Source organism: Streptomyces sp. MK7, assembly GCF_032658145.1.
Classification (GTDB): Bacteria; Actinomycetota; Actinomycetes; order Streptomycetales; family Streptomycetaceae; genus Streptomyces; species Streptomyces spiralis.
In genome coordinates, this window is sequence record NZ_JAVACL010000035.1 from 19,615 (window position 1) to 45,408 (window position 25,794).

General features: G+C 69.1%; 25 protein-coding genes and 1 pseudogene. 17 read left to right on the top strand and 9 right to left on the bottom strand.

The window, feature by feature from the left end; genetic code table 11:
- Window positions 1–17: 17 nt before the first annotated feature.
- Both R2S09_RS29585 and R2S09_RS29590 read right to left on the bottom strand, forming a co-directional pair.
- Window positions 18–248, bottom strand: a complete 231-nt coding sequence (locus tag R2S09_RS29585) for a hypothetical protein (protein WP_306192131.1) — start codon at window positions 246–248, stop codon at window positions 18–20.
- Window positions 245–1,324 carry an aromatic ring-hydroxylating dioxygenase subunit alpha gene (locus R2S09_RS29590; protein ID WP_306192130.1) on the bottom strand — a complete coding sequence of 360 codons (1,080 nt, stop codon included), beginning with the start codon at window positions 1,322–1,324 and terminating at the stop codon, window positions 245–247. Before R2S09_RS29590 ends, R2S09_RS29585 begins: the two co-directional genes overlap by 4 nt.
- Window positions 1,325–1,885: 561 nt before the next feature.
- Between R2S09_RS29590 and R2S09_RS40670 the strand changes: the two genes are divergently transcribed.
- Window positions 1,886–2,086 (top strand): LLM class flavin-dependent oxidoreductase, encoded by a 201-nt coding sequence (locus R2S09_RS40670; RefSeq protein WP_399144954.1) that lies wholly within the window; start codon window positions 1,886–1,888, stop codon window positions 2,084–2,086.
- A 437-nt stretch (window positions 2,087–2,523) separates the two neighbouring features.
- Here R2S09_RS40670 and R2S09_RS29605 read toward each other — a convergent pair whose 3' ends face one another.
- Window positions 2,524–3,441: a PaaX family transcriptional regulator C-terminal domain-containing protein gene (locus tag R2S09_RS29605; RefSeq protein WP_316744346.1), complete on the bottom strand. Its 918-nt coding sequence runs from the start codon at window positions 3,439–3,441 to the stop codon at window positions 2,524–2,526.
- Window positions 3,442–3,636: 195 nt separating this feature from the next.
- Here R2S09_RS29605 and R2S09_RS29610 point away from each other — a divergent pair, with 195 nt between their 5' ends.
- The 4 genes from R2S09_RS29610 to R2S09_RS29625 all read left to right on the top strand — a co-directional run bounded on the left by R2S09_RS29610 (window position 3,637) and on the right by R2S09_RS29625 (window position 7,545).
- A complete protein-coding gene (locus tag R2S09_RS29610; RefSeq protein ID WP_316744348.1) occupies window positions 3,637–4,539 on the top strand; it encodes an SDR family NAD(P)-dependent oxidoreductase in 903 nt (300 codons plus the stop codon).
- 31 nt (window positions 4,540–4,570) lie between these two features.
- On the top strand, window positions 4,571–5,446 hold the full coding sequence (locus tag R2S09_RS29615; protein ID WP_316744417.1) for an amidohydrolase family protein: 876 nt from the start codon (window positions 4,571–4,573) through the stop codon (window positions 5,444–5,446).
- 126 nt (window positions 5,447–5,572) lie between these two features.
- Window positions 5,573–7,084: a long-chain fatty acid--CoA ligase gene (locus tag R2S09_RS29620; protein WP_316744349.1), complete on the top strand. Its 1,512-nt coding sequence runs from the start codon at window positions 5,573–5,575 to the stop codon at window positions 7,082–7,084.
- The gene (locus R2S09_RS29625; protein ID WP_316744350.1) at window positions 7,081–7,545 is read left to right on the top strand and encodes a MaoC family dehydratase; all 465 of its coding nucleotides are present in this window, start codon (window positions 7,081–7,083) and stop codon (window positions 7,543–7,545) included. The genes R2S09_RS29620 and R2S09_RS29625 overlap by 4 nt, the downstream gene beginning before the upstream one ends.
- A 245-nt stretch (window positions 7,546–7,790) precedes the next feature.
- Here R2S09_RS29625 and R2S09_RS29630 read toward each other — a convergent pair whose 3' ends face one another.
- The gene (locus R2S09_RS29630) at window positions 7,791–8,102 is read right to left on the bottom strand and encodes a hypothetical protein (RefSeq protein ID WP_316744352.1); all 312 of its coding nucleotides are present in this window, start codon (window positions 8,100–8,102) and stop codon (window positions 7,791–7,793) included.
- A 327-nt stretch (window positions 8,103–8,429) separates the two neighbouring features.
- Complete coding sequence (locus tag R2S09_RS29635) at window positions 8,430–8,846, bottom strand: ATP-binding protein (protein WP_316744353.1); 417 nt, start codon at window positions 8,844–8,846, stop codon at window positions 8,430–8,432.
- Between the two features lie 406 nt (window positions 8,847–9,252).
- On the opposite strand from R2S09_RS29635, the gene R2S09_RS29640 reads away from it, so the two are divergent.
- Both R2S09_RS29640 and R2S09_RS29645 read left to right on the top strand, forming a co-directional pair.
- Complete coding sequence (locus R2S09_RS29640) at window positions 9,253–9,741, top strand: hypothetical protein (protein WP_316744355.1); 489 nt, start codon at window positions 9,253–9,255, stop codon at window positions 9,739–9,741.
- Window positions 9,742–10,240: 499 nt separating this feature from the next.
- The gene (locus R2S09_RS29645) at window positions 10,241–10,378 is read left to right on the top strand and encodes a hypothetical protein (protein WP_316744357.1); all 138 of its coding nucleotides are present in this window, start codon (window positions 10,241–10,243) and stop codon (window positions 10,376–10,378) included.
- A 66-nt stretch (window positions 10,379–10,444) separates the two neighbouring features.
- Here the strand turns inward: R2S09_RS29645 and R2S09_RS29650 are convergent, their stop codons facing one another.
- Together R2S09_RS29650 and R2S09_RS29655 are read right to left on the bottom strand one after the other, a co-directional pair.
- The gene (locus tag R2S09_RS29650) at window positions 10,445–10,978 is read right to left on the bottom strand and encodes a DUF4863 family protein (protein WP_316744359.1); all 534 of its coding nucleotides are present in this window, start codon (window positions 10,976–10,978) and stop codon (window positions 10,445–10,447) included.
- A gap of 172 nt (window positions 10,979–11,150) precedes the next feature.
- Window positions 11,151–11,837 (bottom strand): TetR/AcrR family transcriptional regulator, encoded by a 687-nt coding sequence (locus R2S09_RS29655; RefSeq protein WP_316744361.1) that lies wholly within the window; start codon window positions 11,835–11,837, stop codon window positions 11,151–11,153.
- Window positions 11,838–12,345: 508 nt separating this feature from the next.
- On the opposite strand from R2S09_RS29655, the gene R2S09_RS29660 reads away from it, so the two are divergent.
- The 3 genes from R2S09_RS29660 to R2S09_RS29670 all read left to right on the top strand — a co-directional run bounded on the left by R2S09_RS29660 (window position 12,346) and on the right by R2S09_RS29670 (window position 15,482).
- Window positions 12,346–13,086, top strand: a complete 741-nt coding sequence (locus R2S09_RS29660) for a nitroreductase (RefSeq protein ID WP_316744363.1) — start codon at window positions 12,346–12,348, stop codon at window positions 13,084–13,086.
- 633 nt (window positions 13,087–13,719) lie between these two features.
- Window positions 13,720–15,006 carry a molybdopterin-dependent oxidoreductase gene (locus tag R2S09_RS29665; RefSeq protein WP_316744364.1) on the top strand — a complete coding sequence of 429 codons (1,287 nt, stop codon included), beginning with the start codon at window positions 13,720–13,722 and terminating at the stop codon, window positions 15,004–15,006.
- Window positions 15,003–15,482 carry a hypothetical protein gene (locus tag R2S09_RS29670; RefSeq protein WP_316744365.1) on the top strand — a complete coding sequence of 160 codons (480 nt, stop codon included), beginning with the start codon at window positions 15,003–15,005 and terminating at the stop codon, window positions 15,480–15,482. The genes R2S09_RS29665 and R2S09_RS29670 overlap by 4 nt, the downstream gene beginning before the upstream one ends.
- A 510-nt stretch (window positions 15,483–15,992) precedes the next feature.
- Here the strand turns inward: R2S09_RS29670 and R2S09_RS29675 are convergent.
- Window positions 15,993–16,721, bottom strand: a pseudogene (locus R2S09_RS29675) (transposase).
- Between the two features lie 444 nt (window positions 16,722–17,165).
- Here R2S09_RS29675 and R2S09_RS29680 point away from each other — a divergent pair.
- From R2S09_RS29680 to R2S09_RS29710, 7 genes are all read left to right on the top strand, one after another.
- Window positions 17,166–17,894 (top strand): hypothetical protein, encoded by a 729-nt coding sequence (locus tag R2S09_RS29680; RefSeq protein WP_316744366.1) that lies wholly within the window; start codon window positions 17,166–17,168, stop codon window positions 17,892–17,894.
- Between the two features lie 55 nt (window positions 17,895–17,949).
- Window positions 17,950–18,987, top strand: a complete 1,038-nt coding sequence (gmd, locus tag R2S09_RS29685; protein WP_316744367.1) for a GDP-mannose 4,6-dehydratase — start codon at window positions 17,950–17,952, stop codon at window positions 18,985–18,987.
- A gap of 212 nt (window positions 18,988–19,199) precedes the next feature.
- Complete coding sequence (locus tag R2S09_RS29690) at window positions 19,200–20,477, top strand: O-antigen ligase family protein (protein WP_316744368.1); 1,278 nt, start codon at window positions 19,200–19,202, stop codon at window positions 20,475–20,477.
- 17 nt (window positions 20,478–20,494) lie between these two features.
- Window positions 20,495–21,670: a glycosyltransferase family 4 protein gene (locus R2S09_RS29695; RefSeq protein ID WP_316744369.1), complete on the top strand. Its 1,176-nt coding sequence runs from the start codon at window positions 20,495–20,497 to the stop codon at window positions 21,668–21,670.
- A 134-nt stretch (window positions 21,671–21,804) separates the two neighbouring features.
- Window positions 21,805–22,710, top strand: a complete 906-nt coding sequence (locus tag R2S09_RS29700; protein ID WP_316744370.1) for a glycosyltransferase family 2 protein — start codon at window positions 21,805–21,807, stop codon at window positions 22,708–22,710.
- Between the two features lies 1 nt (window position 22,711).
- Complete coding sequence (locus R2S09_RS29705) at window positions 22,712–23,461, top strand: class I SAM-dependent methyltransferase (protein WP_316744371.1); 750 nt, start codon at window positions 22,712–22,714, stop codon at window positions 23,459–23,461.
- On the top strand, window positions 23,458–24,417 hold the full coding sequence (locus R2S09_RS29710) for a phosphotransferase (protein ID WP_316744373.1): 960 nt from the start codon (window positions 23,458–23,460) through the stop codon (window positions 24,415–24,417). Before R2S09_RS29705 ends, R2S09_RS29710 begins: the two co-directional genes overlap by 4 nt.
- 38 nt (window positions 24,418–24,455) lie before the next feature.
- On the opposite strand, the gene R2S09_RS29715 is transcribed toward R2S09_RS29710, so the two are convergent.
- Window positions 24,456–25,691, bottom strand: coding sequence for a hypothetical protein (locus tag R2S09_RS29715; RefSeq protein WP_316744375.1), 1,236 nt, complete (start codon window positions 25,689–25,691; stop codon window positions 24,456–24,458).
- Between the last annotated feature and the right edge of the window lie 103 nt (window positions 25,692–25,794).

Below are 25,794 nucleotides of genomic sequence, written 5' to 3' on the forward strand. Positions count from 1 at the left end.
AGTACGCCAGTACGCGGTCAGGAGCCGACGAGTCGGTGGGGGCGGGGCGCGGGGCCCGGGGCGGGGTCGGTCCCACGGCCCGGGTGCTCGTCGGGATGCGCGAGCAACCACTCCCACAGCTCCACCGGGTCCTCGGACTCCCGGGACTCACCGCACCAGCACCAGCCGCGCAGCCGGTCCGTGCCGGGGACCCAAACGATCCGGTAGACCGTGTCTCCGTCGAGCATCGTCGTGGGCTGCGGACTCATCGGACGGCCGCCTCGGGTCCGGCCGCCGTGGATGCGGCCGTGCCGGCCTCGACCATCCGCTTGAGGATGCGGCGGGCGGCCAGGCCACCGGTGTCGATGTTGATGCTGAGCTCCTGCGTCCCGGCCGGCTCGGAGGCGATGACCTGCTCCAGTTTGTCCAGGGCGACGACGTCCTGGAGGACGACGGTGCGGTTGTTCTCGTGCAGGAAGTGGGAGACCTCCTGGTCGTCCAGGGCGAAGTCGCGGGCCACGGCCCAGAAGTCGTGGGTGCTGTGCTCGGTCTCGGGGGTGATGGCGTAGACGACCTCGACGTGGAAGGCGTCCGGGTCGCTGCCGTCCTCTCGCGGGCCGGGTGCGCCGACGGGGGCGATGCGCGAGTGCAACAGGTACAGGCAGGGAGCGTGGTACTCGATGTCCTGCCAGCGCGTGATGCGGCCGGTGATGCCGGTGGACCTGGCGTAGAACGGTGGGCAGGCCGCGTCGTCCATGTGACGGCTGACGTACACGACGCCCGCCCTCTCGTCGACCTCGGTGGTGATGGGGGTCTCGGCGACCTCGGGGGTGCCGATATAGCCGCCGTGCAGGTACGTCTCGTGGGACAGGTCGAGCAGGTTGTCGACGAGGAGGCCGTAGCGGGCCGCCAGCGGTTCCATGCCGCTGACGGTGGTGTAGTCGGGCGAGTCCAGCCAGGGGGCGCGGGGTACCAAGGCCTCGTCGGCCTTGTCCTTGTCGCCGATCCACACCCACACGAAGGAGTCCTGCTCCTTGACGGGGTAGGAGGCGAGCCGGGCGGTACGGGGCACGCGCTTCTGGCCGGGCACGCTCACGCACACGCCGTCGGCACCGTACGTGAAGCCGTGGTAGCCGCAGACGACCGTGTCACCGTCCAGCCGGCTCGGCTTCTCGGAGAGCGGGAAACGGCGGTGTACGCAGTGGTCCGCCATGGCGGTGACCTCGCCCGCCTCAGTACGCCAGAAAAGGATCGACTCGCCGCAGACGGTGCGGCTGAACAACTCCCTCCCGATCTCGCTGCCGTAGGCGGCCACGTACCACTGGTTGCGCGCGAATGACGTCATCGTCATCTCCCTTGCGTGCGGGCGGACCCGACGCATCGACGGATTGCGGACTGGGACTGAGGACCCGGGGTTGTGGGTTTCGGGTTGTGCGTTTCGGACTGCGGACCGGAGGCTTGCGGGCTTCGGACGCCGGTTGCCCCGAGGGGCCGGATTGGAACGCCGACGATTTCCAGAGTGCTGCGGACACGGGCCTGCCAACAGGGCGCCTTCCGCTGAACGGAAGGCCGAGGCGGGAGCCGTTCAGCGGGGCGGGCGGCCCATGCCGCCGCCCTCGATGGTGAGGATGTGCCCGGAGATCCAGCGCGCCTTGTCGCCGGCCGGGAACAGGGCCGCGTAGGCCGGGTCCCAGAGCGTCCCTCCGTGCCGAGGACGATGGCGCGACGGCGGGCCTCGCGGCCCTCGGTGGGGAGTTGCTGGCCGCCATCGCCGACCGGAGGGCCCCGATCCGGACACAGTTGACGCGGATACCGCGCGGTCCCAGTGTGCTCGCCGCGCCCTGGCGGAACGCCCAGCCGCGGGCGCCCCCGGCGGATTCCACGCCTCCTCAGCCACCTCCTCGGTGTGGACCGGCAGGACCCGCACACCGTGCCGAGCGACCTGTGGACCACCCTCGCCGGGCCGGCCCGCGACACCCGGCGCATCCGGCTCGGCACCCTGCTGACCGCGGCGACGTTCCGCTCACCCGGTCTGCCGGCCGTCATCGTCGCCATCGTCGACACGATGAGCGGCGGGCGCGTCGAACTCGGCCGGGGCACCGGCTGATACGAGCGCTGACACCGGGCATTCGGCATCCCTTTCCCCGCCACCGGGCACGGTTCGACCGGCTCGAAGAGCAGCCGGTCGTCGTCACCGGCCTGTGGAACACGCCCGCCGGACAGCGGTTCTCCTTCCAGAGGAGGTACTACCGGATCGACGACTGCCCTGCGCCGCCCCGGCCCTGCCGGTCCCCGCGTCCACCAGGGGTGCGGGGCCGCGCTCGGCGACCGTCACCTCGATGCCCCGCTCCCGACAGGTGGAGGTGATCTCCGAACCGGTGAACCCGGCGGCGATCACCGGCACCCGGCGCACCCCGCCGTCCAGGCGTTCGCCAGACCGGACACCGCCAGGCGGATCACCGCCCCGGCCGGGCACCCCGCGCCGCAACGGGCATGGGGAGAGTACGTCGAGGCGGGGGCGTCCAGGGCGGCGGCCGGTATCCGTCACTCGCGCAGCGGCACCGTTTCCAGCAGCTCCTCCGCCAGCGCCCGGGACGCCGCGTCGACGCGGGCGTCGGCGCGGCGGAAGACGTCCTCCGCCGCGGCGGCGGGCCAGTCGGCCGGGAGGTGCTGGATCGGGAGGTGGGGGTCGGCGCGGACGATCTGGAGCCACTCCGTCAGCAGGCGGAGCTTGACGGCGAGTTCGTCGACGTCGGACGCGCCGCGGCCGTCCGCGAACGCGGACCAGCGGTCGAGGAAGGCGGCGTAGCCGGCCGAAGGGGTCGCGAGGTCCCAGGTCTCGTGCACCATGCGGGAGATGTCGGTGGCGGGGTCCGCGGTGGAGCGGAACACCCTGACGTGGGAGCCGAGTTCGGGGTCCTCCGTGATCGCGGTGACGTCCGCCCGGCCCGGCGCGATCCACAGGCCGCCGATGAGTGGGCCGAAGCCCGCCCAGGTCAGCTGGGAGCGCAGGTCGTGGCGCTGCCGCTGGCTGGACTCGGGCAAGGAGAAGGTGAGCAGCGTCCACGTACCGTCCCAGTCGTCATTGACGGCGCCCTGCTTCCAGATGCGGTGCTCACCGTCGCGCAGGATCGCCGCCGCCCGGTCGGTGAGACCGAAGTACATGCGGCGGCCCTCGCGGCGGCGCTGCAGCAGGCCACGGCCCGCCATGCGGGTCAGGGTGGAACGGGTGGCGTGCTCGCCCACGCCCGTGCGGCCGAAGACCTCGATGATGCTGCCGGAGTAGACGCAGACGTCGCTGCCCAGCACGAAGTTGCCGAGGAACGTGAGCATGAGGGACTGGGGGCGCAGGGTCGCCTCGGAACCCGGACCCGTCCGGAGTTCGCCCTCCGTGGCCTCGTACACCGCGACGTCGTCCCGCGCGGCGTCTCTGCCCGTCGCACCGCTTCTGCCGCGTGCCATGTCGCCCTCCCGCATCACGCCACCGTCGTACGTCTCCGATGTTACGCACTCTCTTGACCGCCGCAAGGAGACTGCCTAGCGTTGCGCGCAGATTCGAACGAGCGGAATGGACCGGGCACACCCCGTGGGGCGATGTCCCCCCGGCCGCTTCCTCCTGCGCTCCCCCGTCTCTCCGCCCCTCAAGGAGATGCACGCATGGACCTTTCCGGCAAGGTTGCCGTCGTCACCGGCAGCGGGCGCGGCCTCGGCCTCGCCTACGCCCGCGCCCTCGCCGCCGCCGGCGCCTCGGTCGTCGTCAACGACGTGGACGCCGAGGCGGCCGAGGCGGCCGTCAAGCAGATCACCGAGGACGGAGAGCGTGCGGTCGCAGAGGTCGTCGCAGTCGGCACCAGCGAGGCCGCCGACGCCCTGGTGAACCGGGCCGTGGCCGAGTTCGGGCGGCTCGACGTCATGGTCACCAACGCGGGAGTGCTGCGCGACCGCGTCCTGTGGAAGATGTCCGACGACGACTTCGACACCGTCCAGCACGTGCACCTGCGCGGCACCTTCACCTGCGCCCGCGCCGCCGCGGTCCGGATGCGCGAGCAGGGCGAGGGCGGCCGCATCATCGTCGCCGGCTCCCCTGCCGGACAGCGCGGCAACTTCGGTCAGACCAACTACGCCGCCGCCAAGGCGGGCATCGTCGCGATGGTCCGCACCTGGGCCATGGAGCTGGCGAAGGCCGGCATCACCGCCAACGCCGTCGTCCCCAACGCGGCCACCGAGATGACGAAGACCATGCCGCTGTTCGCCCCCTCCATCGAGGCGTACGAGAACGACGGCACGCCTTTCCCGGACTCCCTGCGCAAGGGCGTCGCCTTCGGTACCGCCGAGGACTGCGCGGGCCTGGTCGTCTTCCTCGCCTCCGACGCGGCGAAGGACGTCAGCGGCCAGTGCGTCGGCATCGGCGGTGACAAGCTGTCGCTGTGGTCGCACCCGCAGGAGGTCTCGGCCGCGTACACCGACGGCGGCTGGTCGGCGGACGCGATCGCCGCCGCCTGGCCGACCTCGGTGGGCCGGCACCCGGAGACGTACGGCATCCCCGCCCCGCAGCTGTGAGGAGGCCGGCATGACGGGCACCGGCACCAGAATGGACATCGACGCGATCACCGCGATCGACGTGCACACCCACGCCGAGGTCTCCTCGCGCGGACGGGGCTCGCTCTCCTCCGAGCTGGAGGAGGCGTCCAGCAAGTACTTCAAGGTGGAGGACGGCCACCGCAAGCCGACACTCCCCGAGATCGCCGTGTACTACCGCGAGCGGAAGATGGCGTGCGTCGTCTTCACCGTCGACGCGGAGGCCGCGACCGGCGTCCCGGCCGTCCCCAACGAGGAGATCGCCGAGGCCGCGGCCGAGAACCCGGACGTCATCATCCCGTTCGCCTCTGTCGACCCCGCCAAGGGAAGGGCGGGAGCCCGGGAAGTCGGCCGTCTGGTGCGGGACTTCGGGGTTCGCGGCTTCAAGTTCCACCCGAGCGTCCAGGCGTTCTACCCCAACGACCGGTCCGCGTACGTCCTGTACGAGGCGATCGAGGAGGCGGGCGCCGTCGCGGTCTTCCACACCGGCCAGACCGGCATCGGCGCGGGTGCACCGGGCGGCGGCGGCATCCGCCTGAAGTACTCCAACCCGCTGTACATCGACGACGTGGCCGCCGACTTCCCCGGCATGCCGATCATCATGGCCCACCCGTCATTCCCCTGGCAGGACGAGGCGCTGTCGGTGGCCACGCACAAGCCGCAGGTCTACATCGATCTGTCGGGCTGGTCGCCGAAGTACTTCCCGCCGCAGCTCGTCCAGTACGCCAACAGCCTGCTCAAGGACAAGATGCTGTTCGGGACCGACTACCCCCTCCTCACCCCGGACCGCTGGCTGAAGGACTTCGCCGCGCTGCCGATCAAGGACGAGGTCAGGCCGAAGATCCTCAAGGAGAACGCGGCCCGGCTGTTCGGCTTCGTCAAGGACTGATCCGACGCGCGAAGAACTGATCCGACTCAGCAAGGACTGATCCGAACCCACCAAGACCGGCTCGCTGCACCAAGGACTCATCCGCGCCGGTTCCCGCGGCACCCAGGGACGCAAAGGAGCTCCCTCATGCGCAACCACGGCATCGGCTCCTGGACGGCACGACGCGCCCGCAAGACCCCCCACCGCCTCGCCGTCGTCCACCAGGGGTCCCGGTACACCTACGCCCAGCTCCACGACCGCGCCACCCGCCTCGCCCACCACCTCCGCTCCCTCGGTGTCCGCCGCGGCGACCGTGTCGCCTTCCTCGGCCCGAACCATCCCGCGTTCCTGGAGACCCTGTTCGCGGCGGGCCGGCTGGGCGCCGTCTTCGTCCCGCTCAACATCCGCCTCGCCGAAGCGGAGTTGAGGCACTGCGTCACCGACTCCGGTACGTCCATGCTGGTCCACTCCGCGTCGTTCGGCGCGTTCGCGGCCGCCTCCGGAGTCGGCCGCCTCGCCGCCGTCGACGACACGTACGACAAGGCGCTGGCACAGGCCCCGAACTCCCCCCTCGACGAGAACGTCACCCTCGACGACCTCGCGGTGATCATGTACACCTCGGGGACCACGGGGCGCGCGAAGGGCGCCGTGCTCAGCCACGGCAACCTCACCTGGAACAGCATCAACACACTCGTCGACGGTGACTTCGCCTCCGACGAGGTGACCCTGCTGTTCGCACCCATGTTCCATACGGCGGCCCTGAACATGACGTGCCTGCCGACGTTCCTCAAAGGCGGCACGCTCATCCTCGAGGAGTCGTTCTCGCCCTCCCGCACCCTCGACCTGGTCGAGGAGCACGGCGTGACCGTCATGTTCGGCGTTCCGACCATGTTCCAGCAGATCGCCGCGGAGGAGCGGTTCGCCGCGGCCGACCTGTCGTCGGTGCGGAAGATGATGTGCGGCGGTGCACCGGTCCCGCAGGCGCTGATCCGTACGTACGAAAAACGCGGCCTGCGCTTCCTCCAGGGCTACGGCATGACCGAGGCCGCCCCGGGCGTGTGCCTGCTGGACGAGGAGAACGCCCTGGCCAAGGCGGGCAGCGCGGGCGTTCCGCACTTCTTCAACGACGTGCGGATCGCCGACCCCGCAGGGCACGACGCCGAACGCGGCGAGCGCGGCGAACTGCTCGTCAAGGGCCCCACCATCATGTCCGGCTACTGGGGCCTGCCGGACGCGACCATGGCCGCCTTCACGGACGGCTGGTTCCGCACGGGCGATGTGGCCATCGCGGACGAGGACGGGTACGTCACTGTCGTCGACCGGGTGAAGGACATGATCATCTCGGGTGGGGAGAACATCTACCCGGCCGAGGTGGAGAAGGCCCTGTACGAACACCCGGCCGTCGCGGACTGCGCCGTGATCGGCGTACCCGACGAGAAGTGGGGCGAGGTGGGCCGCGCGGTCGTCGTCCTCGCGCCGGGGGCGGAGGCCGGCGCCGACGAGATCCTGGCCTTCCTCGACGGGCGTCTCGCCCGATACAAGATCCCCAAATCCGTAGTCTTCGCCGACGCACTGCCCCGCGGCGGCGCCGGCAAGCTGCTCAAGCCCCGCATCCGGGAAACCTACGGAACCACCGACTCTTCTGGAGCCCCCGCATGACTGCCCTCCGTACCGTCACCGGCCTCGACGAGATCAAGGCCCTCGCCGGCACCGACCTCGGCCGCACCGACTGGCTGGAGATCACCCAGGAGCGGGTGAACACCTTCGCCGACGCCACCGGCGACCACCAGTGGATCCACGTCGACCCCGAGCGCGCGGCGGCCGGCCCCTTCGGCGCCCCGATAGCCCACGGCTACCTGACCCTGTCCCTCGTCATTCCCCTCTTCAACGACCTGCTCGCCATCGACGGCGTCTCGATGAGCATCAACTACGGCCTGGACAAGGTCCGTTTCCCCAGCCCGGTGAAGGTCGGAGCGAAGATCCGCCTGCACGGCGCAGTGGACTCCGTCGAGGAGGTCAAGGGCAACGGCGTCGAGATGCGCCTGACCTTCACGATCGAGGTGGAGGGCTCGGAGAAGCCGGCGTGCGTGGCGTCGGCGATCTACCGGCACTACGCGTAGAGCCGGCACTACGCGGAGAATCCCCCCGGCCACCGGGACACCGTCCGCAAGTTCGTCGACCGCGAGGTCGCCCGGTACGTGGAGGAACTGGAACGCGCCGTACTCGCCCTCAGTGAGGGCACCGATGTACGGCCGCTCCGCATGGCCGCCGACATGCCGAAGGGTCCCGGCCGGGGAGGCAACTCCCCGGCCGGGACCCTCGTGCGTACCTCAGCTGCGGATCACGTCGGGGACGGACCCGCCGGTCAGGAGGGGACCACCGTCCTCACCGGCGTCGCACCGGTCGCGGGTGCCTCCCCTGACAGTGCGCCCTCCGCCTCGGCCGGCAGCCTGCGCTGGACCCGGCCGAGCGCGAACAGCACCAGCACCATCACGGCCGGGCAGACCGCGAACACGGTGAACGCTCCGCGCGCTCCGAGACCGGCGTCGAGGATGGCAGCGCCGAACCAGAGACCGACCACGGCGCCGATCTTGGCGACCGAGGACGCCCAGGCAGCACCGTTGGCGCGGATCGCCGTCGGGTAGAAGGTGCCCCGCGATGCTGGTGATGCCGCCATGGCCGCCGTTGACGAACATCTTGGCGCCGATGACGAAGGCAACGTAGACGGCCGGACCGAGTGCGCCGGCGCCGAAGACCACCCGCGAGGCGGGGATGTGTGGGCGAACGTCCGCTTGGAGCTGTGCCTCCGCTTGTCAGCTGGGTACGTCGGTCGTCTGACCCCGGGTATGCGCAGCGTGACCAAGCGGATTCCCGCACGTTGCGCGCGTCCGGCTGCACGAAGCACGCGCGTGTCCCGGAGCCGGCGCGCCGCACGCGGCAGGCCTCGGGACGGCGCCCCCGCGCTTGTTCCGCGCCGCGGAGCGGCGGTCGCCCCGTCAGGTTCCTACGCCGCCGGATTCGGCTCCCCCGCGATGCCGGAGAACTGCCTGACGCGCAGCCAGGCGAGCACGCGGCACCCGTTACGGCCGGGCCGGATCTCGACGTGGTCTGCCAGGCGTTCCACGATCCCCATGCCCCGACCGTGCTCGTCGGGTGCGACATCGGGGTCCGCCACGTGAGCACGCGCGCCGAAGTCGGTGAGGGCGATGCGGAGTGTGTCGCCGTCGAGGTCCAGTTGCAGGGTCGTCTCCGCGCGGCCGTGCAGGACCGCGTTCGCGGCCAGCTCGTCCACGATCAGTACGGCGGCGTCCTGCTCCTCGGTGCCGACCCTCCACCGGCGAAGCGCGCCGGCAGTGAAGTCGCGGACCGACGCCACCAGCGCCGCCCGGGACGGCAGCGTCAGCACCGCACGCTGCCGCACCTGCCGAGAGCGGCCACTCTGCCCGGGCACCCGCAAACCGGAAGGCCTCGTGCCGATCGCGGTCATCGCCGCGCCTCCTTCCACCGGGGAGGGCTACCTCCCCGCACACTAATTGAACATTGAACGGCTCCTCTCGCATTCCGGGTCCACGACCGACTCCGCTCCCGCCGATCTGTAACGTCCGCAGGCGCGGACGGCGGTCATCTTCGTGTTCTCACGCGCCAGCTGTATTGATCACGAGCGTCAAGCAACTTGTCCGACGGGTACGCGGCCGGCGCCGCCTCCGCACGCGACGGACTCCGCGGCACGGTGCCTGCCCGCCGCGGGGTCACCCGGCTGCGGGGTCCCGTTTGCTGCACGAGGTGTTGGAGCGGCTGCGCGCGGTGCCTCCCAGTCGCTGGCACGGATGGGCGGCGAACCCGTCGGGGATCCCCTCGCTCCGGCCCGGGCGCTGGATTCGGCCCTGGACAGCCTGCGCCTGGCAGCGCAGCCGCTGATCACTCCGATCAGCCCGTTGCGGTCCCGGCGGCGCACCGCGCTCGCCGTGCTGGGGCTGCTCGAGACGGCGGCCCTGCACACCCGCAGCCTGGCCGGCACCGCCGAACTGATGCCGACCGGCATCCGCATCGGCACCGGTCCGTACCTCGTGGACGAGGCCGACCGGATCGACCGCAACCTCGCGGCCCTGATCGTCCAGGTGGCCGGCCGAGGCGGCGACGGCACCCCACTCGAAGGCGGCTCCGGGATTCCCGCCCACATCTCTGTGGGTGCCGGCGGGGCGCGTGCCGAGGACGCGCACGCGACGCGGCGGGTGCTACGGCACCTGCGACGGGTGGATGAGAACATCCACGGCCTGGCTCGCACGCTCGACATGTCCGTCTGCAACGACCCGTGACGACCCGTGGCACGGGCACCGATCGGCCGGATGTCCTCGCCCGGGAATCGGAGTGGCGCCCCGCACAACGAACCGGTCCTCGCCGGCCCGGTGAGTGGCGGAGCGGCGGTCGGCGGACCGCCCGAGACCGTGCCGCTCCCCCACACTGACGGAACCTGCCGGAACGTCGGTCGTCCGTGACGAAAGCGCCGATGCGGATCCAGTGGACGCAAGCCTCGGTGGACGCGACCCGGACCGTCGTGGCGACGGGGGCCACCGCCCGCGTCGACGCGAACACGTCCGGCCCGCAGCCGAGCACGCCCACCCCGCCGAGCCGGAGCACCGGGCAGGAGGGCGGCCGTGATCACCGGGGTCGCCCGGATCGACGTCCGGCCCGGCAGCGAGGAGGCGTTCGAGCAGGCGATCACCCGGGGCCCTCCCCCGTGTTCCTCGAGGCCGCGGCTGCCACGGGGCCGAACTGCGCCGCGTCATCGAGCATCCGCGGCGTCACCGCCTGGTCGTGCGCTGGGAGAGCATCGAGCACCACACCGTGACGTTCCCGGCCTCCGACGGCTTCCGCCGGTGGCTGGCCCTGGCGGGTACCTGCTTCGCGACGCCGCCCGGGGTGGAGCACACCCGCACGGTCCTGCCCCGGTGACTACGCCGTGCCCGAACCGCCCCTCCCCCGCCCCGGACACCGTCCCTGGCCCGCTGTGGCGCCGCCCTATGCGGCCGCACCGGCGGACCGGGCAGGACAGATGTCGTACGAGATGCGTCCGGCGGGCAGGTAGAACAGGGCGATCAGCGCGCCTCCCCGTACCTCGGGGTAGTGGTGGCTGCCCGGGGCGGGCGCGGTCCAGCCCGGTCCCTGCCAGCCGTTCGGCCCCACCAGCTGGGCGCCGGGGTCGATGGGGGCGACGAGGTTCAGTTCGCCGTACGGGTGCGCGTGGTACTGGCCCCGGTAGCGCTCGAGGCTGTTCATGTAGACGGCGGTGATGCTGAAGTAGTGGGTCTCCGCCGTGGGTTCGGCGATGAGGCTGCGGCGGTAGCGGCGTCCGTCCACCTCGATGTTCGCCGCCCAGCCCTCCTCCAGGACACCGATCCTGATCAGGCGCGCGAGTTCCTGGTAGAGGTCGCTGGCGGGGCCGTAGGTGGTGTTCAGCCAGCTCTCCAGCTCGTTGCCGGCCGTACGGTTCCTGACCTCGGCCAGGAACGGGATGCTGCGCTCGATCAGTGCCTTGCGGCTGTCCTCGCTCATGCGCGGAGTCCTCTCGTGTCGCCACTGGGTCTGGCACAAGAACGATGCCTGGGTATTTCGTTACAGTCAATAACTGTAACGAAATGTCCCGTCCGTGTCCGTCGAAGCCGGACGAAGCGGCGCCGGACGCGGTCCTGGGCCGTGCCCGCTCGGCACCGCCCCGAAGGCCTCCTCAGACGGGGCGGTTCTCGCCGTCCACGGCGAGCGCCGGCCAGACCGCGCCGACGACCCGCTCCGCGAAGTCGTCCGCGACCGCGTCGCCGGTCCGCAGGTAGTCGGCGAAGTAGCTGCCGAAACACAGGGTGACGATCATGTCCAGGTCCATATCCTCGCGCACGGCGCCACGGCGCTGCAGCGAGACCAGCGTCATCAGAAGTTCCTCGCAGCGGGGCCGCACGCCGTGCTCCCGCAACTGCTCGAGCAGGCCGGGCGCGCGCTCCACCTCCGCCATGAAGTTGCCGTGCAGGGCCATGGCCCGCTCGTTGTGGTAGCGGGGGTCAAGACGCCGTACCGCTTCGACGAGTGCCTCGCGCGGAGCCAACTGCTCCATGTCCAGCGGAGGGTAGGCCTCTCGCTGCTTGCGCAGCCCGTACTGCAGGGCGTCGATGACGAGGTCGTACTTGTTCGCCCACCGCCGGTACAGGGTCGGCCGGGTGACGCCGGCGTCCGCGACGATGTCCCCGATCGTCATGGAGGAGTAGCCGTCGGTGGCCAGCCGCTTGCGCGTGGCCTGGATGATCGCCTCCTCGATCGCCGGATCCCGGGGCCGTCCGCCGGCAGGCGCCGCCGGTTGCGCCTCCGCGCGCCCCCCGCGCGCACCGGCCCGCTCACCGGAACGCGTCGCCTTCGCCTTCGCCATCTCATCCCTTCCGACGCACCAGCCAGGCGGAGCCGGGTCTGCCCTCGGCCCCCCCGCCGCACCAGCACACTACGCGAACTCCGGCCCGCCGCCCGGAGCGCCTCCATCGACCCATCAGGGCATTTCCTTTACAGCTCTTGACTGTAACTGAACTCGTCCTTAGCGTGACGCCGACCACGGAGCGTGGTGACGTGACCGAAGGCGAGGACCCCACGATGGCGACCGCGCAGCAGCCGATCGACCACGGCGTTCCGGCGGCCGTTGCCGCCGGAGGGCGGAACGTCCGGGCTCGGACGAGACCGCGGCCCCGGCGCGGTGCGAGCCGGACTGCACCGCCGCCCGGAGACCGCCCGGCTACCGGGCGCGCGGAGAGGAGGACGACGAGAGGGCCGGCCGCGACGGGCCGGCCGGCTCTCAGGGGCGCGACGACGAGCACGCCGTCTCCCCCACCCGCCGGGCGCGTCTCCTCCGGCACCCTCGCGTCCGCGGCCCGAGCATGGAAACGATCATGAACCACACTCCCGTCACGGCGCCGATCTCCGCCCCGGCCGCGACCCCGGTCACGGTGGAGGACGCCCTCCGCAGCCGGCGCAGCGTGCGAGCGTTCCTGCCGACGCCCGTCCCCCGGTCCACGGTCGAGCGGCTCCTGGCACTGGCGGCCCGGTCCGCCAGCAACTCCAACTGCCAGCCCTGGCAGGTCCACGTCGTGAGCGGGACGGCGAAACGCTCACTCACCGCGGCCCTCCTGCGGTCCCACGCCGGCGACGGCGAGGGGCGGGGACGGGACTACGCCTACCAGCCGGAGCAGGACGGCTGGCGCGAGCCGTTCCGGTCACGACGCCGCCGGTTCGGTGAGAGCCTGTACCGCGACACGCTCGGGATCCGGGCCGACGACACCGACGCGCGGCTCGACCATCACCGGCGCAACTACGACTTCTTCGGCGCGCCCGTCGGCATCGTCCTCACGACCAGCCGCCACCCGCTGCAGAGCGCACTCGTCGATGCGGGCCTGTTCCTGCAGGCCCTGATGCTCGCCGCGCGCGGCGACGGCCTGGACACCTGTCCCCAGGCATCCGTCATCGACTTCTCTCCCGTGCTGCGCCGGCACCTGCTGATCCCCGACGACCAGCTGATCGTCTGCGGCGTCGCCCTCGGCTACGCCGACCCCGCGCACCGCCTGAACCGGCTGCGCACCCCGCGCGAACCCGTCGTTTCCTTTGCGACCTTCCACGAAGACGAAGCCGGCTGACCGCCGCCCGAGCCCGATTCGGTCCAGGCCCACGAAGGTCAGCACGGCGCCGGCCGGGTGCCCGCGATGTGCGTGGTCGAGTGCCGCGGGGAGTCGATCGGAATGTGGTCCGTGTAGTGCGCGGCGCCGGCCCGAAGTCGTCGAACCGGTGGAGCTGCGCCAGGTACTCACCGGTCTCCATCAGCCGCGGTGCGATGCCACGCTGCCAGCCGTCCACCAGGGCCAGCGACCAGGTCCACGCCATCACCGCGACCCATGCCGCCCACGGCAGCGCGCGCCGGGGCAGCCGTGCGGCGAGGGCCGGGCCGAACCCGGCGACGAGGATGGCGACCGCCGCCGTGAGCGGCGTGCCTGGTCCCGCCGGCGGGGCGTGCCGTCTTACAGGGGGTGGTCGTGTGCGTCCCGGGACGCATCCGAGGGTCCGGGTGCTGAAACGGTGCCTTCCGGGGTCTGCGGACTCGCCAAGAAGGAGTTCACCCGCCGCACCCAAGGCACCCAGCGCTCCCCCGGTCACGGCGACTCAGCAGGACGTCGGACTTCCGCAAGGACTGAATGCGGTCAAGGACGACGTCAGACTTTCGTCACGAGTCGATCCGGTGACCTGCGAGGTTCGTGCACCTAGGGTCAGCCCACATGAAAGCCTCACTTGCCCGCCGGCCAGGTCCCTGGCGCAGCCCGCTGCGCGGCCCATGGCTCACGTCGGTGTTCGGCGCCGTGCTGCTCGTCGGCATCCCGGTGCTGTTCCTCACCGGCCTGCTGTCGTACGCCGCGTACAACCCGGACCTGTCGCACGTGAACGACAAAACCCCGGGCAAGGGACTGCTCGGCTTCTACCTCTTCTCCTGGCCCACGCACCCGTACTGGCTCTACCGGGTGAACCAGGGCGTGCACGTCACCCTCGGAATCGTGCTGGTCCCCGTGCTGCTGGCCAAGCTCTGGTCGGTGGTCCCGAAATTGTTCACCCTGCCGCCCGTGCGCTCGGCCGGCCACGCCCTGGAGCGGCTGTCGCTGCTGCTCCTCGTCGGCGGTGGGCTGTTCGAGTTCGCCACCGGCATCCTCAACGTGCAGCTCGACTACATCTTCCCCGGCTCGTTCTACCCCCTTCACTTCTACGGCGCCTGGGTGTTCTTCGGCGCCGTGCTCGCCCATGTGGCACTCAAACTACCCGCCGCAACAAAGGCGTTGCGCAGTCGCGACCTGCGAGCCGAACTGCGGACCCCGACCTCCCGGACCCGGCCGGAGCCCGCCGACACGACCGGGCTGGTCCCGTCGGACCCCGCGGATCCGACCATCTCCCGGCGTGGCGCGCTCGGGATGGTCGGGCTCGGCTCGCTCGCACTCCTGGTGGTGACGGCCGGCCAGAGCATCGGCGGGCCGCTGCGCCGCACCGCCCTGCTCGCGCCGCACGGCCGCTCCCCAGGCACCGGCCCCGGGGGCTTCCCCGTGAACAAGCCCGCGGCTGCCGCCCACATCCGGCCCCAAGACATCGGTTCGGACTGGCGGTTGACGGTCAGCGGCGCCGGCGGCAGTGTCCGGTTGAGCCTCGTCGACCTGCAACGGATGGCCCAGCGCCGCTCGGCTCTGCCCATCGCGTGCGTCGAAGGGTGGTCCACCAGCGACCAGCACTGGGAGGGCGTGCGGCTGCGGGACCTCGCCGCGCTGGTCGGCCATACGGAGGATCCGCCGGGGGTGTTCGTCGAGTCGGTTCAACTGGCCGGCTCCTTCCGCGCGGTGGCGCTCAGCGCGGGCCAAGTGCGGGACGGCCGTTCGCTGCTGGCCTTGCGGGTCAACGGCGCGCCGCTGACGCCCGACCATGGCTACCCGGCTCGCGTCATCGTGCCTGCCGCGCCGGGCGTGATGAACACCAAGTGGGTCGGCCGGCTCACCTTCGGCGCCACCGACTTCCCGGGGCGGGCATGAAGCGGCTCTTCCACGTCCTGTACGGCGAACCCTGGTGGCATCTCGTTGCCCTGCTCGCCTCGTTCGCCCTCTGTGGCTACGCCATGGCCCAACTGCTCGCCGGCGACTGGTGGGGCGTGGTCCAGTGGGCGGTCGGCGCCGCTGTCATCCACGACCTCGTGGCCGTCCCGCTGTACGGCAGCGCGGACTGGCTCCTGCACCTGGCGGTGCGCGCCGGCCGGCCACGCTCGCCGCGCCGCATCGCCGTCGTGAACCACATCCGGATCCCGGCGTTCGTCTCACTCATCCTGCTCCTCGTCTACTGGCCGCTCATCTCCCTGGACAGCAGCGCGCAGTTCCGGACCGCGACGCTGCTCGACCCGGGTGTCTTCCGGTCGCGGTGGCTGGCTGTCACCGGAGTTTTGTTCGGTCTCTCGGGCCTCCACCTTGCCTTTCGCCTGTGGCGTGATCGGGATGACCCGGACCCCACCACCTGAGGACGCGCATCCCCCTGCCCCTGCGGCTCTTGACGCCGCACGTCGTCCTGCTTGCGAAATGTCACACCGTCATGCCCGACCAAGAGGTAGCCCATGACAACCACCGCTGATGTTGTCCTGCCCCGCCCCGAGGAGGCCGGGGCGCCGCCCTGGGTGCTGGAACGGCTCCGGCATGCTGCACATGCACGAGGGTGGCCAGGAGCCGGTCGACGAACACCACCCGGTGCCTCGCACCCGCGCCTACAGCCCGCTTCCGCGGCCTGGACGCGAGCTTGGCCTGGTGTCGCTCGTGCACAACCGCCCTACCTCGGCGACGAGTTCAGCGATCACGTCGACCGACAGGCCGGTAATCCTTCGATCGCTGATGATCACTGCACGAGACGCGTTCCCCACCACACGACCATGATCGACGATCGAGAACTCGACACCTCACCGCCTACCGTGCACGAGCTCGTAAGGGCCGTCCCGTAAATGATCTCCGGCGTGCTGGATGACCGGCTTGTTTCTCCGTCATCCCGCCAGCGTGAGGTTGTGCAGGCGGGCGATGCCGAGCATGGCGTGGTGGACGCCGTCGCGCTTGAGGCGGCAGTCGCGGAGGATTTTCCATCCCTTCATGCGGGCGAAGGCGTGCTCGACACGGGCGCGGACCTTGCGGTGGGAGGCGTTGTGCTCCTCTTCCCAAACTGGGAGTTCGGCCTGGCCGCGTTCGCGGCGGTGCGGGATGGCCAAGTCGGTGCCCCGGTAGCCGCCGTCCGCGATCACCGTGGTCTGGCCGACGGCGTCCTTCGCTCCGGACAGCTCCCAGCAGTCGTTGCGGTTGCCGGGTAAGGGCCGGCCGACGGCGACGACGAGCCGGGCGTCGGCGTCGATGACGACCTGGTGGTTGGTGGAGTACCTGTAGTTCTTCGACTGCTCGGCGATGGTGTGGTCGCGGGTGGGGACCAGGGTGCCGTCCACGATCAGCACGGTGTCCTTGCGGAACCGCTTGCGCTACTGGAGCGCGAGTCGCGGCCCGAGGTAGTCGATGATGCGGTCGGCGGCCGACTTCGAGATGCCGAACAGCGGGGCAAGCTGCCGCAGTGTGAGGTTGGTCCGCCAGTACGCGGCGACCAGCAGGACCCGGTTCTCCAGCGGCAGGCTCCAGGGTCGGCTCCTGCGCACAGGATCTGCGCCCTCGCGCCGCAGCGCGGTGATCAGCTTGTCGAACTGACGCGAACTCAGCCCGGTGAACGGGACTATCCAGGAGGGCTCCGACCGTGATCACAGCAGACACAGAAAGATCATCTCACCCGTGACCAGCAGTTACGGGACAGCCCCGAGTTCGTCAGGTCACTCACTATGCGTCACATTACCGGTGTCCGCCGGGGGTCCGACCAGCACCCAGCAGGATCACCTCTTGCGCAGAGGAGTAAACAGCCTCTCGCCGACTACGTCACCACCGACCTCGGCCAGCCTGTGCCGCTGGATATGGAGTCCTTGAGACACCTCAAGCCCACCGAGATGAGCGTCCCAGGCTTCTACCGCGCCGGCGCCGCTTCCATCCACGACGATCTTTTACCGCGTGTCGGGTAGGTGACGACCTGGTCAGTCGTCAATATCTGTTGTCGGGCGTACGTGATCCACCGACGATCAGCGGCGTCAATCTCATCACACTGATCTACGAGACAGGACAGGTCAGATCCGATGGTGAACCTGCAAACCGAAGAAACGAACAACAAATCAGACGTTCCCTTCATCGGCAAGTCGATGGCGAGGATTCGCAGCCTCCATCCCTGGCTTCACAAGACATGGCCCCCTCTCAATGGGCAGAGGTTCCGGCAGACCCTGTTCCGTTCTCTGATCCGAGAGCTGCAGCCGCAGGCGGTATTCGAATCGGGGACGCACCGGGGGACCACCACCGAATTCCTCTGGAATGTGTCCGGCTGTCCGGTGTGGACGGTTGAGAAGGACAGCAGACTCGCACGTCAGGCAGCCCGAAAGTTTCGCGAGGTGCCAGACATCCGCGTCGTCAAGTCGGACTCGAGAAGGGCTCTCCGGGAACTCCGCGGAACGAGTTCGTTCCCCCGGTCGCGCGTGCTCTTCTACCTTGACGCACATTGGGACGCGGATCTGCCGCTTCGAGAGGAGGTGGACATCATCACCAGCAGTTGGACGAACTCCGTGATTGTCATTGACGACTTCAAGGTCCCGGACGACCCGGGCTACGGGTTCGACGTGTACGGCCGTACGGAACTGTCCATCAAATACGTGGGCGACGCCATCACTCCGTATCAGGTCTTCTGGCCCGAGTGCCCATCTCATCAGGAGACTGGGGCTCGTCGTGGCTGCGTATTGCTGGCAGCCCCGGAGGCCGCTCCGTACGTGGCGGGACTTCCCGAGGTACGAGGTGTCCCCGAATCTGTGGCTACGTAACAGGCTTTCGGATTCGATACATTGCGCCCTCACCGGGCGCACAGAAGGAGTGCGCGTGACGAACAAGACAGCACTGATCACCGGAGTCACCGGACAGGACGGCTCCTACCTGGCAGAGTTGCTGCTGGAAAGAGGGTACGTGGTGCACGGAATCGTCCGCCGTGCCTCCACATTCAACACGCAACGCATCGATCATCTCTATCAGGACCCACACGATCCGGATGCCCGCCTCTTTCTGCATTACGGTGACCTCACGGACGGGACTCGTGTTGCCGGTCTGCTCGAGCACGTGCAGCCGGACGAGGTCTACCACCTGGCCGCCCAGTCACACGTACGCGTGTCGTTCGACGAACCGGAGTTCACCGGGGATGCCACGGGGCTCAGTACGACCAGACTGCTGGAAGCAATCAGGATGACGCAGCTTCCCTGCCGCTTCTACCAGGCGTCCAGTTCGGAGATGTTCGGCGCGACTCCGCCGCCTCAGCACGAGGGAACCCCGTTCCACCCCAGGTCACCGTATGGCGTCGCGAAAGTGTACGCCTACTGGGCGACGCGCAACTACCGTGAAGCCTATGGGATGTATGCGGTCAACGGCATCCTGTTCAATCACGAGTCACCTCGCCGCGGCCCGACCTTCGTCACCCGCAAGGTTGCCAAGGCCGCCGCACGCATCAAAGCCGGTCTGCAGGACGTCGTGTACCTCGGCAACCTCGACGCTCGCCGGGACTGGGGATACGCGGCCGAATACGTCGAGGCGATGTGGCGGATGCTGCAACAGGACGAACCGGACGACTACGTGATCGCCACCGGCGTCAGTTGCAGCGTGCGTGACTTCGTGGCGCAGTGCTTTGCCCACGTCGGCCTCGACTGGCGGGACCACGTGCGATTCGACGAGCGCTATCTGCGGCCCACCGAGGTCGACGACCTGGTCGGGGACGCGTCGAAGGCGGAGAGGGTGCTCTCCTGGCGCCCCACGGTGCGGGCACCGGAACTGGCCCGCCTGATGGTCGATGCCGAACTCGCCACGCTCTCCCCCGTCCCTTCTCCCGTCGGCGCGTCAAGGACCGCGAACCGTCTCGCACCCGCTCGGTGACGACGGCGCTTGGTCGATCCGGCTTCGGTGCGCGCAGCCGGAACTCCTGGTTCATCAGCCACCAGCAGGGAGTGTGTGTGACAGTCACGTCGGCAGCAGCGACCGATAACTCGGATGGGGATGGTTCGGCATCACGCCACAAGCCGAGCGCCACGCCGCCAGCCGCCCCGGGTGCCGCTGGCACTCGTCAAGCGGTCGCGGGTACCGTCGTAGTGGCCGTGCTGCTCGGCGGTGGACGCTGGGCCTCCCATATCGCCGTGGGACCGGTGTACATCACCGATGTGCTCCTGGCGGGAACCTGGCTCCACGCGATCGCCGCTCATCGGCTACGCCGACGCACGACACGCCGCAGCCGGCCGACCCTGCACCTGGTTGGCCTGGCAGTTCTCTTGACGCTGGTTCGCCTGCTCACCTTCGAAGGAGAGCCGGAAGCCGTCGCGCGCGACGCGGCCCCGTTCCTCTACATGGCAGTTGCCTACCTGTCGGCACCTTCTTTCGCCTGTGCCGGGAATGCCTCTCGACGGCGGACCTTCCGTATCTTGTACGGGGCCCTCGTCGTCCACTTCGGATGGGTGGCGCTGCTGATCCTGGCGCCCGGCTTCTCCTCGAACCTGAGTACTTCGGGGGGCATGCCGCTCCTCGCCCTCAGGCCAGACTTCGACACGGCGTTGCTCGGCGTCCTGACAGGGGTGTCGATCCTGCGCTTCAGGGCCAAGGACGGCAACTGGCTGAATGTCGCGCTGGCAGTGGCGTCCTTGGCCCTGGCACTCACCATGCATTCGAGGGCCGGACTGCTGGCGTGTTCCGCCTGTGTGCTCGCAGGCCTTGCGGGCAGACTGTCCGGCAACGGCCGGACCACCGTGCGCACGCTCGCCAGTGGAGTCACCGTGGTCCTGGCTCTGCTGACCCTGCTTCCCAACAGCCCCGCCGGGCAACGCCTCATCGCAGGCCTGGACAGCACTGCTTATTCCCAGGAAATCACTTTGAACGCTCAGGGGACCTCGAACGGACGGAAGGTCGCATGGAGCAGAACTGTCAACTACGCGTTCGCCGACCCGGTCCGGGGGTTGGTCGGTGTCGGGTTCGGACCGGACTTCCTCCGGTCGTCGGGAGCTGACATCGCCCTGGGATCAGACCGGTTCGAAGGCGTACGCTCACCTCACAACTATGCGCTGACCGTCCTGGCGAGGCTGGGCACTGTTGGCCTGGTGGTGATCGCCTCACTCCTCATCGTCATTGTCTCCGCTGCCACGCGTGAGCTCTGCACCAGAAGGGGAACAGAACCGCTCAGCGCGCTGTGCGTGCTCCTGGTGCTGGCCATTTTCATCGCCTCGATGCTGGGCGTCATCCTTGAGTCGCCGTTCGGCGCCGTGCCCTTCTTCTGGGCCGGTGGAATTCTCCTTGCCTTCCGCCCGCCGGGGCACGGTCGGAAGGGCGCATGGGACACCCGCTGCGGTGGCGTCCGGCAACTGCAGGGGGGGCTGCGGTGACCTGCCGGGTGGCCCTGGTGCACAGTTTCTACGCCTCGGCCGTGCCAAGCGGCGAAAACCAGGCCGTGCTCGCCCAGGAACAGGCTTTGCGCAAGGCCGGCCACCAAGTGCACCTGGTCGCGGCCCACACCGACGAACTGGCCGTCAGTCGCCTGTATCCGATCAGGACGGCAACCAGAGTGACCACCGGGTACGGCCACTCACCGCTGACTCAGTTGGCCGATGTGCGTCCGGACGTGGTCCACGTCCACAACTTGTTCCCCAACTTCGGACGCTCTTGGGTCCGGCGTTGGAAGGGAGCCGTGGTTGCCACCTTGCACAACTTCCGGCCGCTGTGTGCGGGCGGGACGTTGTACCGAAACGGAGCGGTATGCACCTCGTGCCTGGACGGAGACCGCTGGGCCGGGCTCCGGCACGGCTGCTACCGGGGCTCCCGGGTGGCATCGGCGCCTCTGGCGTGGTCGAGCCGGGGCGGTGCCGCAGCTGATCCGCTGTTGCGCCGGGCGGACAGGGTCGTGCTCCTGTCCGAATCCAGCCGCCAGATCTATCTTCGAGCCGGGCTCCGGCCGGAGCGTTGCGCGCTGATCCCCAACTTCAGCCCTGCAACGGGCGGCTCCTATCCCGCTCAGGACAGCTGGCCTGCGGACGCGGACCCCGCACGACACTCGCCGGTGCCGATGTCGCGGTGGGTCTTCGCGGGCCGTCTGACCCCCGAGAAGGGTCTGCTGGAACTGCTGCGGATCTGGCCGGAACACGAGCGGTTGGATGTGATCGGTGACGGTCCCTTGATGAAGGAGTGCCAGCGGGTGGCACCGCAGGTGCGATTTCTGGGTCCGCTGGACCACGGGGAATTGATTCGGCGGCTACCGCAGTGGCTGGGCCTGGTGTTTCCCAGCCGGTGTCTGGAAGGCTCACCCATGATCTACCCCGAAGCGCTCGCGGCGGGGGTACCCATTCTGGCGTTCGCGGGTTCCTCGGCCGCCGAGGCGGTGCGCCAGCAGGGCACCGGGCTGGTCGCGACCTGGGACGAACCGATCAGTGACGTGCTCGCCCATGCCGCCCGCGTGTTCCCCAGACTCAGAGGGCACTGCCGCGACATCTTCGCGCGACTCTACACCGAGCAGGCCTGGATCAGCCAGATCGAGCGGGTCTATGCCCAGGCACTGGCCGAGCGGCCTCCTGTGTTTGGGTGAGCGCCGAGCCGGTGACCGGCCTCGTCGAATCTCGCCGTCGGCCAGTGACCTGCGTGTCTCTCAATAAGACGGAATTTGCGATAAATACGATGGAATTGCCCCCAGTTCGCGAAGGAATTCACAGGGAGAGGCATGTGACGACCGGACGACCCGCCATCGACATTCTGACGCCGAGTCTGAACTATCGGCGATACATCGAAGACGCTGTGACCTCCGTAGCACGCCAGTGCTACCCCGGCCTCAGTCACATCGTCCAGGACGGGGCGTCCACCGACGGTACGCCCCAACTGCTGGACACCTTGGCGCAGCGCCACCCGCAACTCCGGCAGGTCGTCATGCCAGACCAAGGGCAGTCCGACGCCTTGAATCGGGCTGCGGCGCGCGCCAGTTCCGACTGGCTCGGCTGGCTGAACGCCGACGAGTTCTACCTTCCCGGAGCCATCTCGGCCGCGGCCGACGCCATCGCGGCCGAGCCGGAGGCCGACGTAGTCTTCGGGGACTGCGTGTTCGTGGATGCGCACGGTGGATACCTGAGGCTTCTTCCCGCGCATCGTTTCTCCCGACTCACACTCCGTCGATACGGATGCTTCATTCCGTCCTGCGCCACCTTCGTCCGGCGCAGTCTCCTGGTGCAGACGGGCTGGGATCCGCGCATGCGCAGGGTCATGGACTGGCACCTGTGGCTCTCACTGGCAGCCCTGGGTGCTCGGTTCCGGTACGTGCCCCGGGCGTTGGCGGCCTATCGTCTGCACAGCGCCCAGGTCACCCAGCGTCCCACCGAGAAGGACCGGGCGGAGCTGGAACTCGTCCACTCGATTCACGGCCTGCCCACGACGGTGGGAATGCGACGAGTCTCACGCCTTCTGGGCCTGTCGGCACATGCCGCGCAGAAACTGGTCAGCCGTGGATACGTCAGGCAGGCCCGGGCCAACCGGTTGGGCCGGGCAGCAGATCTGCGCTGGTGGCTCACCGACAGCGCGCATCGCCGCGTCACCTGGCTGGTGGAAGAACACAGGTTCCCGACAAGAACAGGATCGTGACATGACGCGCTCAGGATGGAGCGGCTACGAAACCCGGTTCCTCGAGGAGGACAGGGTGGAGCACTATGATCGCCAGTACGACGAAGGAAGTTACGACGACTATGTCTGGAGACTCGAACGGCCCGTTCTCCTGGAGGTGCTGCGCAGGGAACGGGAACGCCGAGGCCGGCTCAGAGTCTTGGATTTCGCCTGCGGCACCGGCCGGATTCTCCGGGCCGTGCAGGACGTGTCGGACGAGCTGACCGGCGTAGACATCTCCGCACAGATGGCAGAGCGCGCGACCGCCGCCAGTCCGAGGGCGCAGGTGAAGGTCGGATGTGTGCTGACGGAAGACGTTCTGGCCGGCCCCTACGACGCAGTCACCGTCTTCCGGTTCCTGCTGAACGCGCCCCAAGAGGTAAGGATGCCGGTCCTGCGCAGGATCAGGCAGCACATGCGACCCGGTGCCCTGCTCGTGCTCAACAACCACGGGCACTTTCCCAGTCTCCGGTCACTCGCCATTCGCACCCCCAGACGCAGGCCGCAGCGCCCGAACGAGCTGAGGCACAGAGACGTCACCGACCTGCTGCAGGCGGCGGGGTTCCGCATCGAACACCGTCACGGCTTCTCCTTCTTCCCACCGGTTGTCCATCGGATGCTGCCTTCGCGGCCCTTGGGAAGGGTCGACGCCGTGGGCGGTTCGGCACTCCTCGGGAAGGCCACGCAAAGGCTGATGGTGGAGCAGCTGTACATCGCCAGGGCAGTGGGATGAACGACGCGGTCGACAGCACGTTCGTCTGGCGACGCGCGCTGCTGCGCTCGGGACGTCTGGGCAAACGCATCGGACTCACCACCACCGGCGGACGTGCCGGCGCGGCAGCCGCCCGCCTCATCGACCGGCCGTCACGGCCCATCGGCCGTGCGGCTGCCCTGTTCGACCAGTTTGTGACCTGCACGAACACCGGCCCTCGGGTGCCCGATCCCCTGGCATGCGTGGAAGGATTCCTCCGTACGTTGCCCGTCGCCGTCGACGGCATGGCGTTCATGCACTCGTCGACGCCCGGCAGATGTGTGGTCGCCGTCTCCGTCGCGGGCGCGCCTCGTTACGTCCTCAAGATCGGTTCACTGGAAGACCTGCCGTTGCGCAACGAGGCGGAATTCCTCGGCACGGTCTCGGGCGCAGGCTTTCCATTCAGGATCCCCTCGCTCGTCTCCGCGGACATCACCGGGGACCGCTTCGTGATGGTGACGCACGCGTGGGTGACGTCGCACCAGGCCGGACTGCTGTCACGCCGCGAGTTGCTGAACATCACGCAGGCGCTCGCCGAGGCAGGCAACGGCGGCCCCGTCGTGCACGGGGACCTGGCGCCGTGGAACGTTCTCAGAACTCCTGCGGGGCTCGGAATCGTTGACTGGGAGCGCGCGACGCTCACCGGCCGGCCCATGACGGACCTGATTCACTATCTCGTTCAAGCCGGGTCGCACCTTCGCTGGTTCGACACCAAGCAGGTCGTTCAGGAACTGACGCACCCGCACGGAACACTGGCGCAGCTCGCACACCGTCTCGGATACTCTTCGTCGCTTGTCGAGCAGGCACTTCAGACGTACTTCACGTCCCTACCCGCAGCGGGCGCCCGGCGAGTACGCCAGTTTCGTGACAGCGTGGCCTCCGCCGTGGGTGTCTCGGGCTACGACCCGCCCGGAGTTCCCCTCCCGCAGGGTCCGTGACCTCTGCAGGAGGCCAAGGGGGCGGTCTCACGCTGCCACTACGCCGACACCCTGAACACGGACCGACGGAAACTCGGCACGAACACGATGATCGTGAGCGCGGTCGCGGAGCCGATCACGGGACCCGGCGCACCCAGTGCACGGGCCAGGGGGATGGAGAGGGCGAAGTTCGCGACGGCCATGACCACGAAGTTCCTCGCCTGGAAAAGCAAGCCGGCTGCGTCGGTCAGCCACAGCCCGAGGGGCTGGCAAGCCGCCTGGACGAGCAGCAGCGCCGCGAAGGCCGTCATCAGGCCTGCGTCGACCTCTGCCCGGTCATGCATCATCCACGAGCCGACCATGGGGCCGATCAGGATCAGCGCCAGCCCCAGAATCAGGCCGCCGAGCGCGAAATGCCCAGTCAGCAGCGCGACCTCCCGCGGTGATGACGCCTTGCGGGACCCATATCGCTGCTGGGCGAAGATGCTCCACAGGGGGAGACCTGTGGCGGTGATGAGAGTAGTCGCGGGAGCGAACATCTGAGCCGCTGCGGAGTAGGCGGCCACGGCTGTTGTGCCGCTCATGTGACTGAGGATCAGGCGGTCGCTGGAGTAGATCAGGGTAAAGCACGTGTTGATGACGGCCGTGGGTGCAGCCAGATTGAGGATCCGTGGTCCGTAGTGCCTGGTGCATAGACTTCTCATGAGCACGCGGAGAAGAGGTGTGCCGATGATGCGCCCTGCCAGCACCAGACGTACCGCACCGATCGTGCACTGAGCCAGGAAGCCCGCCGCAACGTAGGCCGCCAGCGGCGCCTGGATCGTGGCCGCGGCAAAGAGGAGTACCAGGGTCAGCACGCTGCCGACGATCTGGAGCAGCAGGGTGAGGTGGGCGCGATTGAGCGCGATGAGGACGGAGTTCCCCAGACCGAGGAAGAGGCTGCAGCCGAACAGGGTGAACGCCGCGGCGACGGCTGGGTCGGCACCGGGCGCCGCGGCGTGCCCGAGGAGCTTGCTCCACCCTCCCAGGAAGGCGGGAACGACGCCCGCCACCATCCCGATGAGGGCCGCCCACTTCAGCACGCGGGCGCTGGAGATCACGGCTTCCCGCAACGGGATGAAATTCCCTGCAGGGCTCCTCGCTCCTCCGTCCACGATCGCCGACAGAGTACCCAGATCGCCCGGGATCAAGGAGGGCAGCGTCACAACAAGGGCGTAGAGGGCGTAACCCCTGACACCGACGGAGTCGACCACGATTCGCGTCGACAGCAGAACGGTAAACGCGCTGATGGGCATGCTGACGACCCTGGCTAGCAACGACCGTCTGAGGGTTCCAGCGCAGGGACCCGTTCGAGTCGCCGTAGTGGATTTCTCCAGTACGCGGATGGGCCGGTCTTCA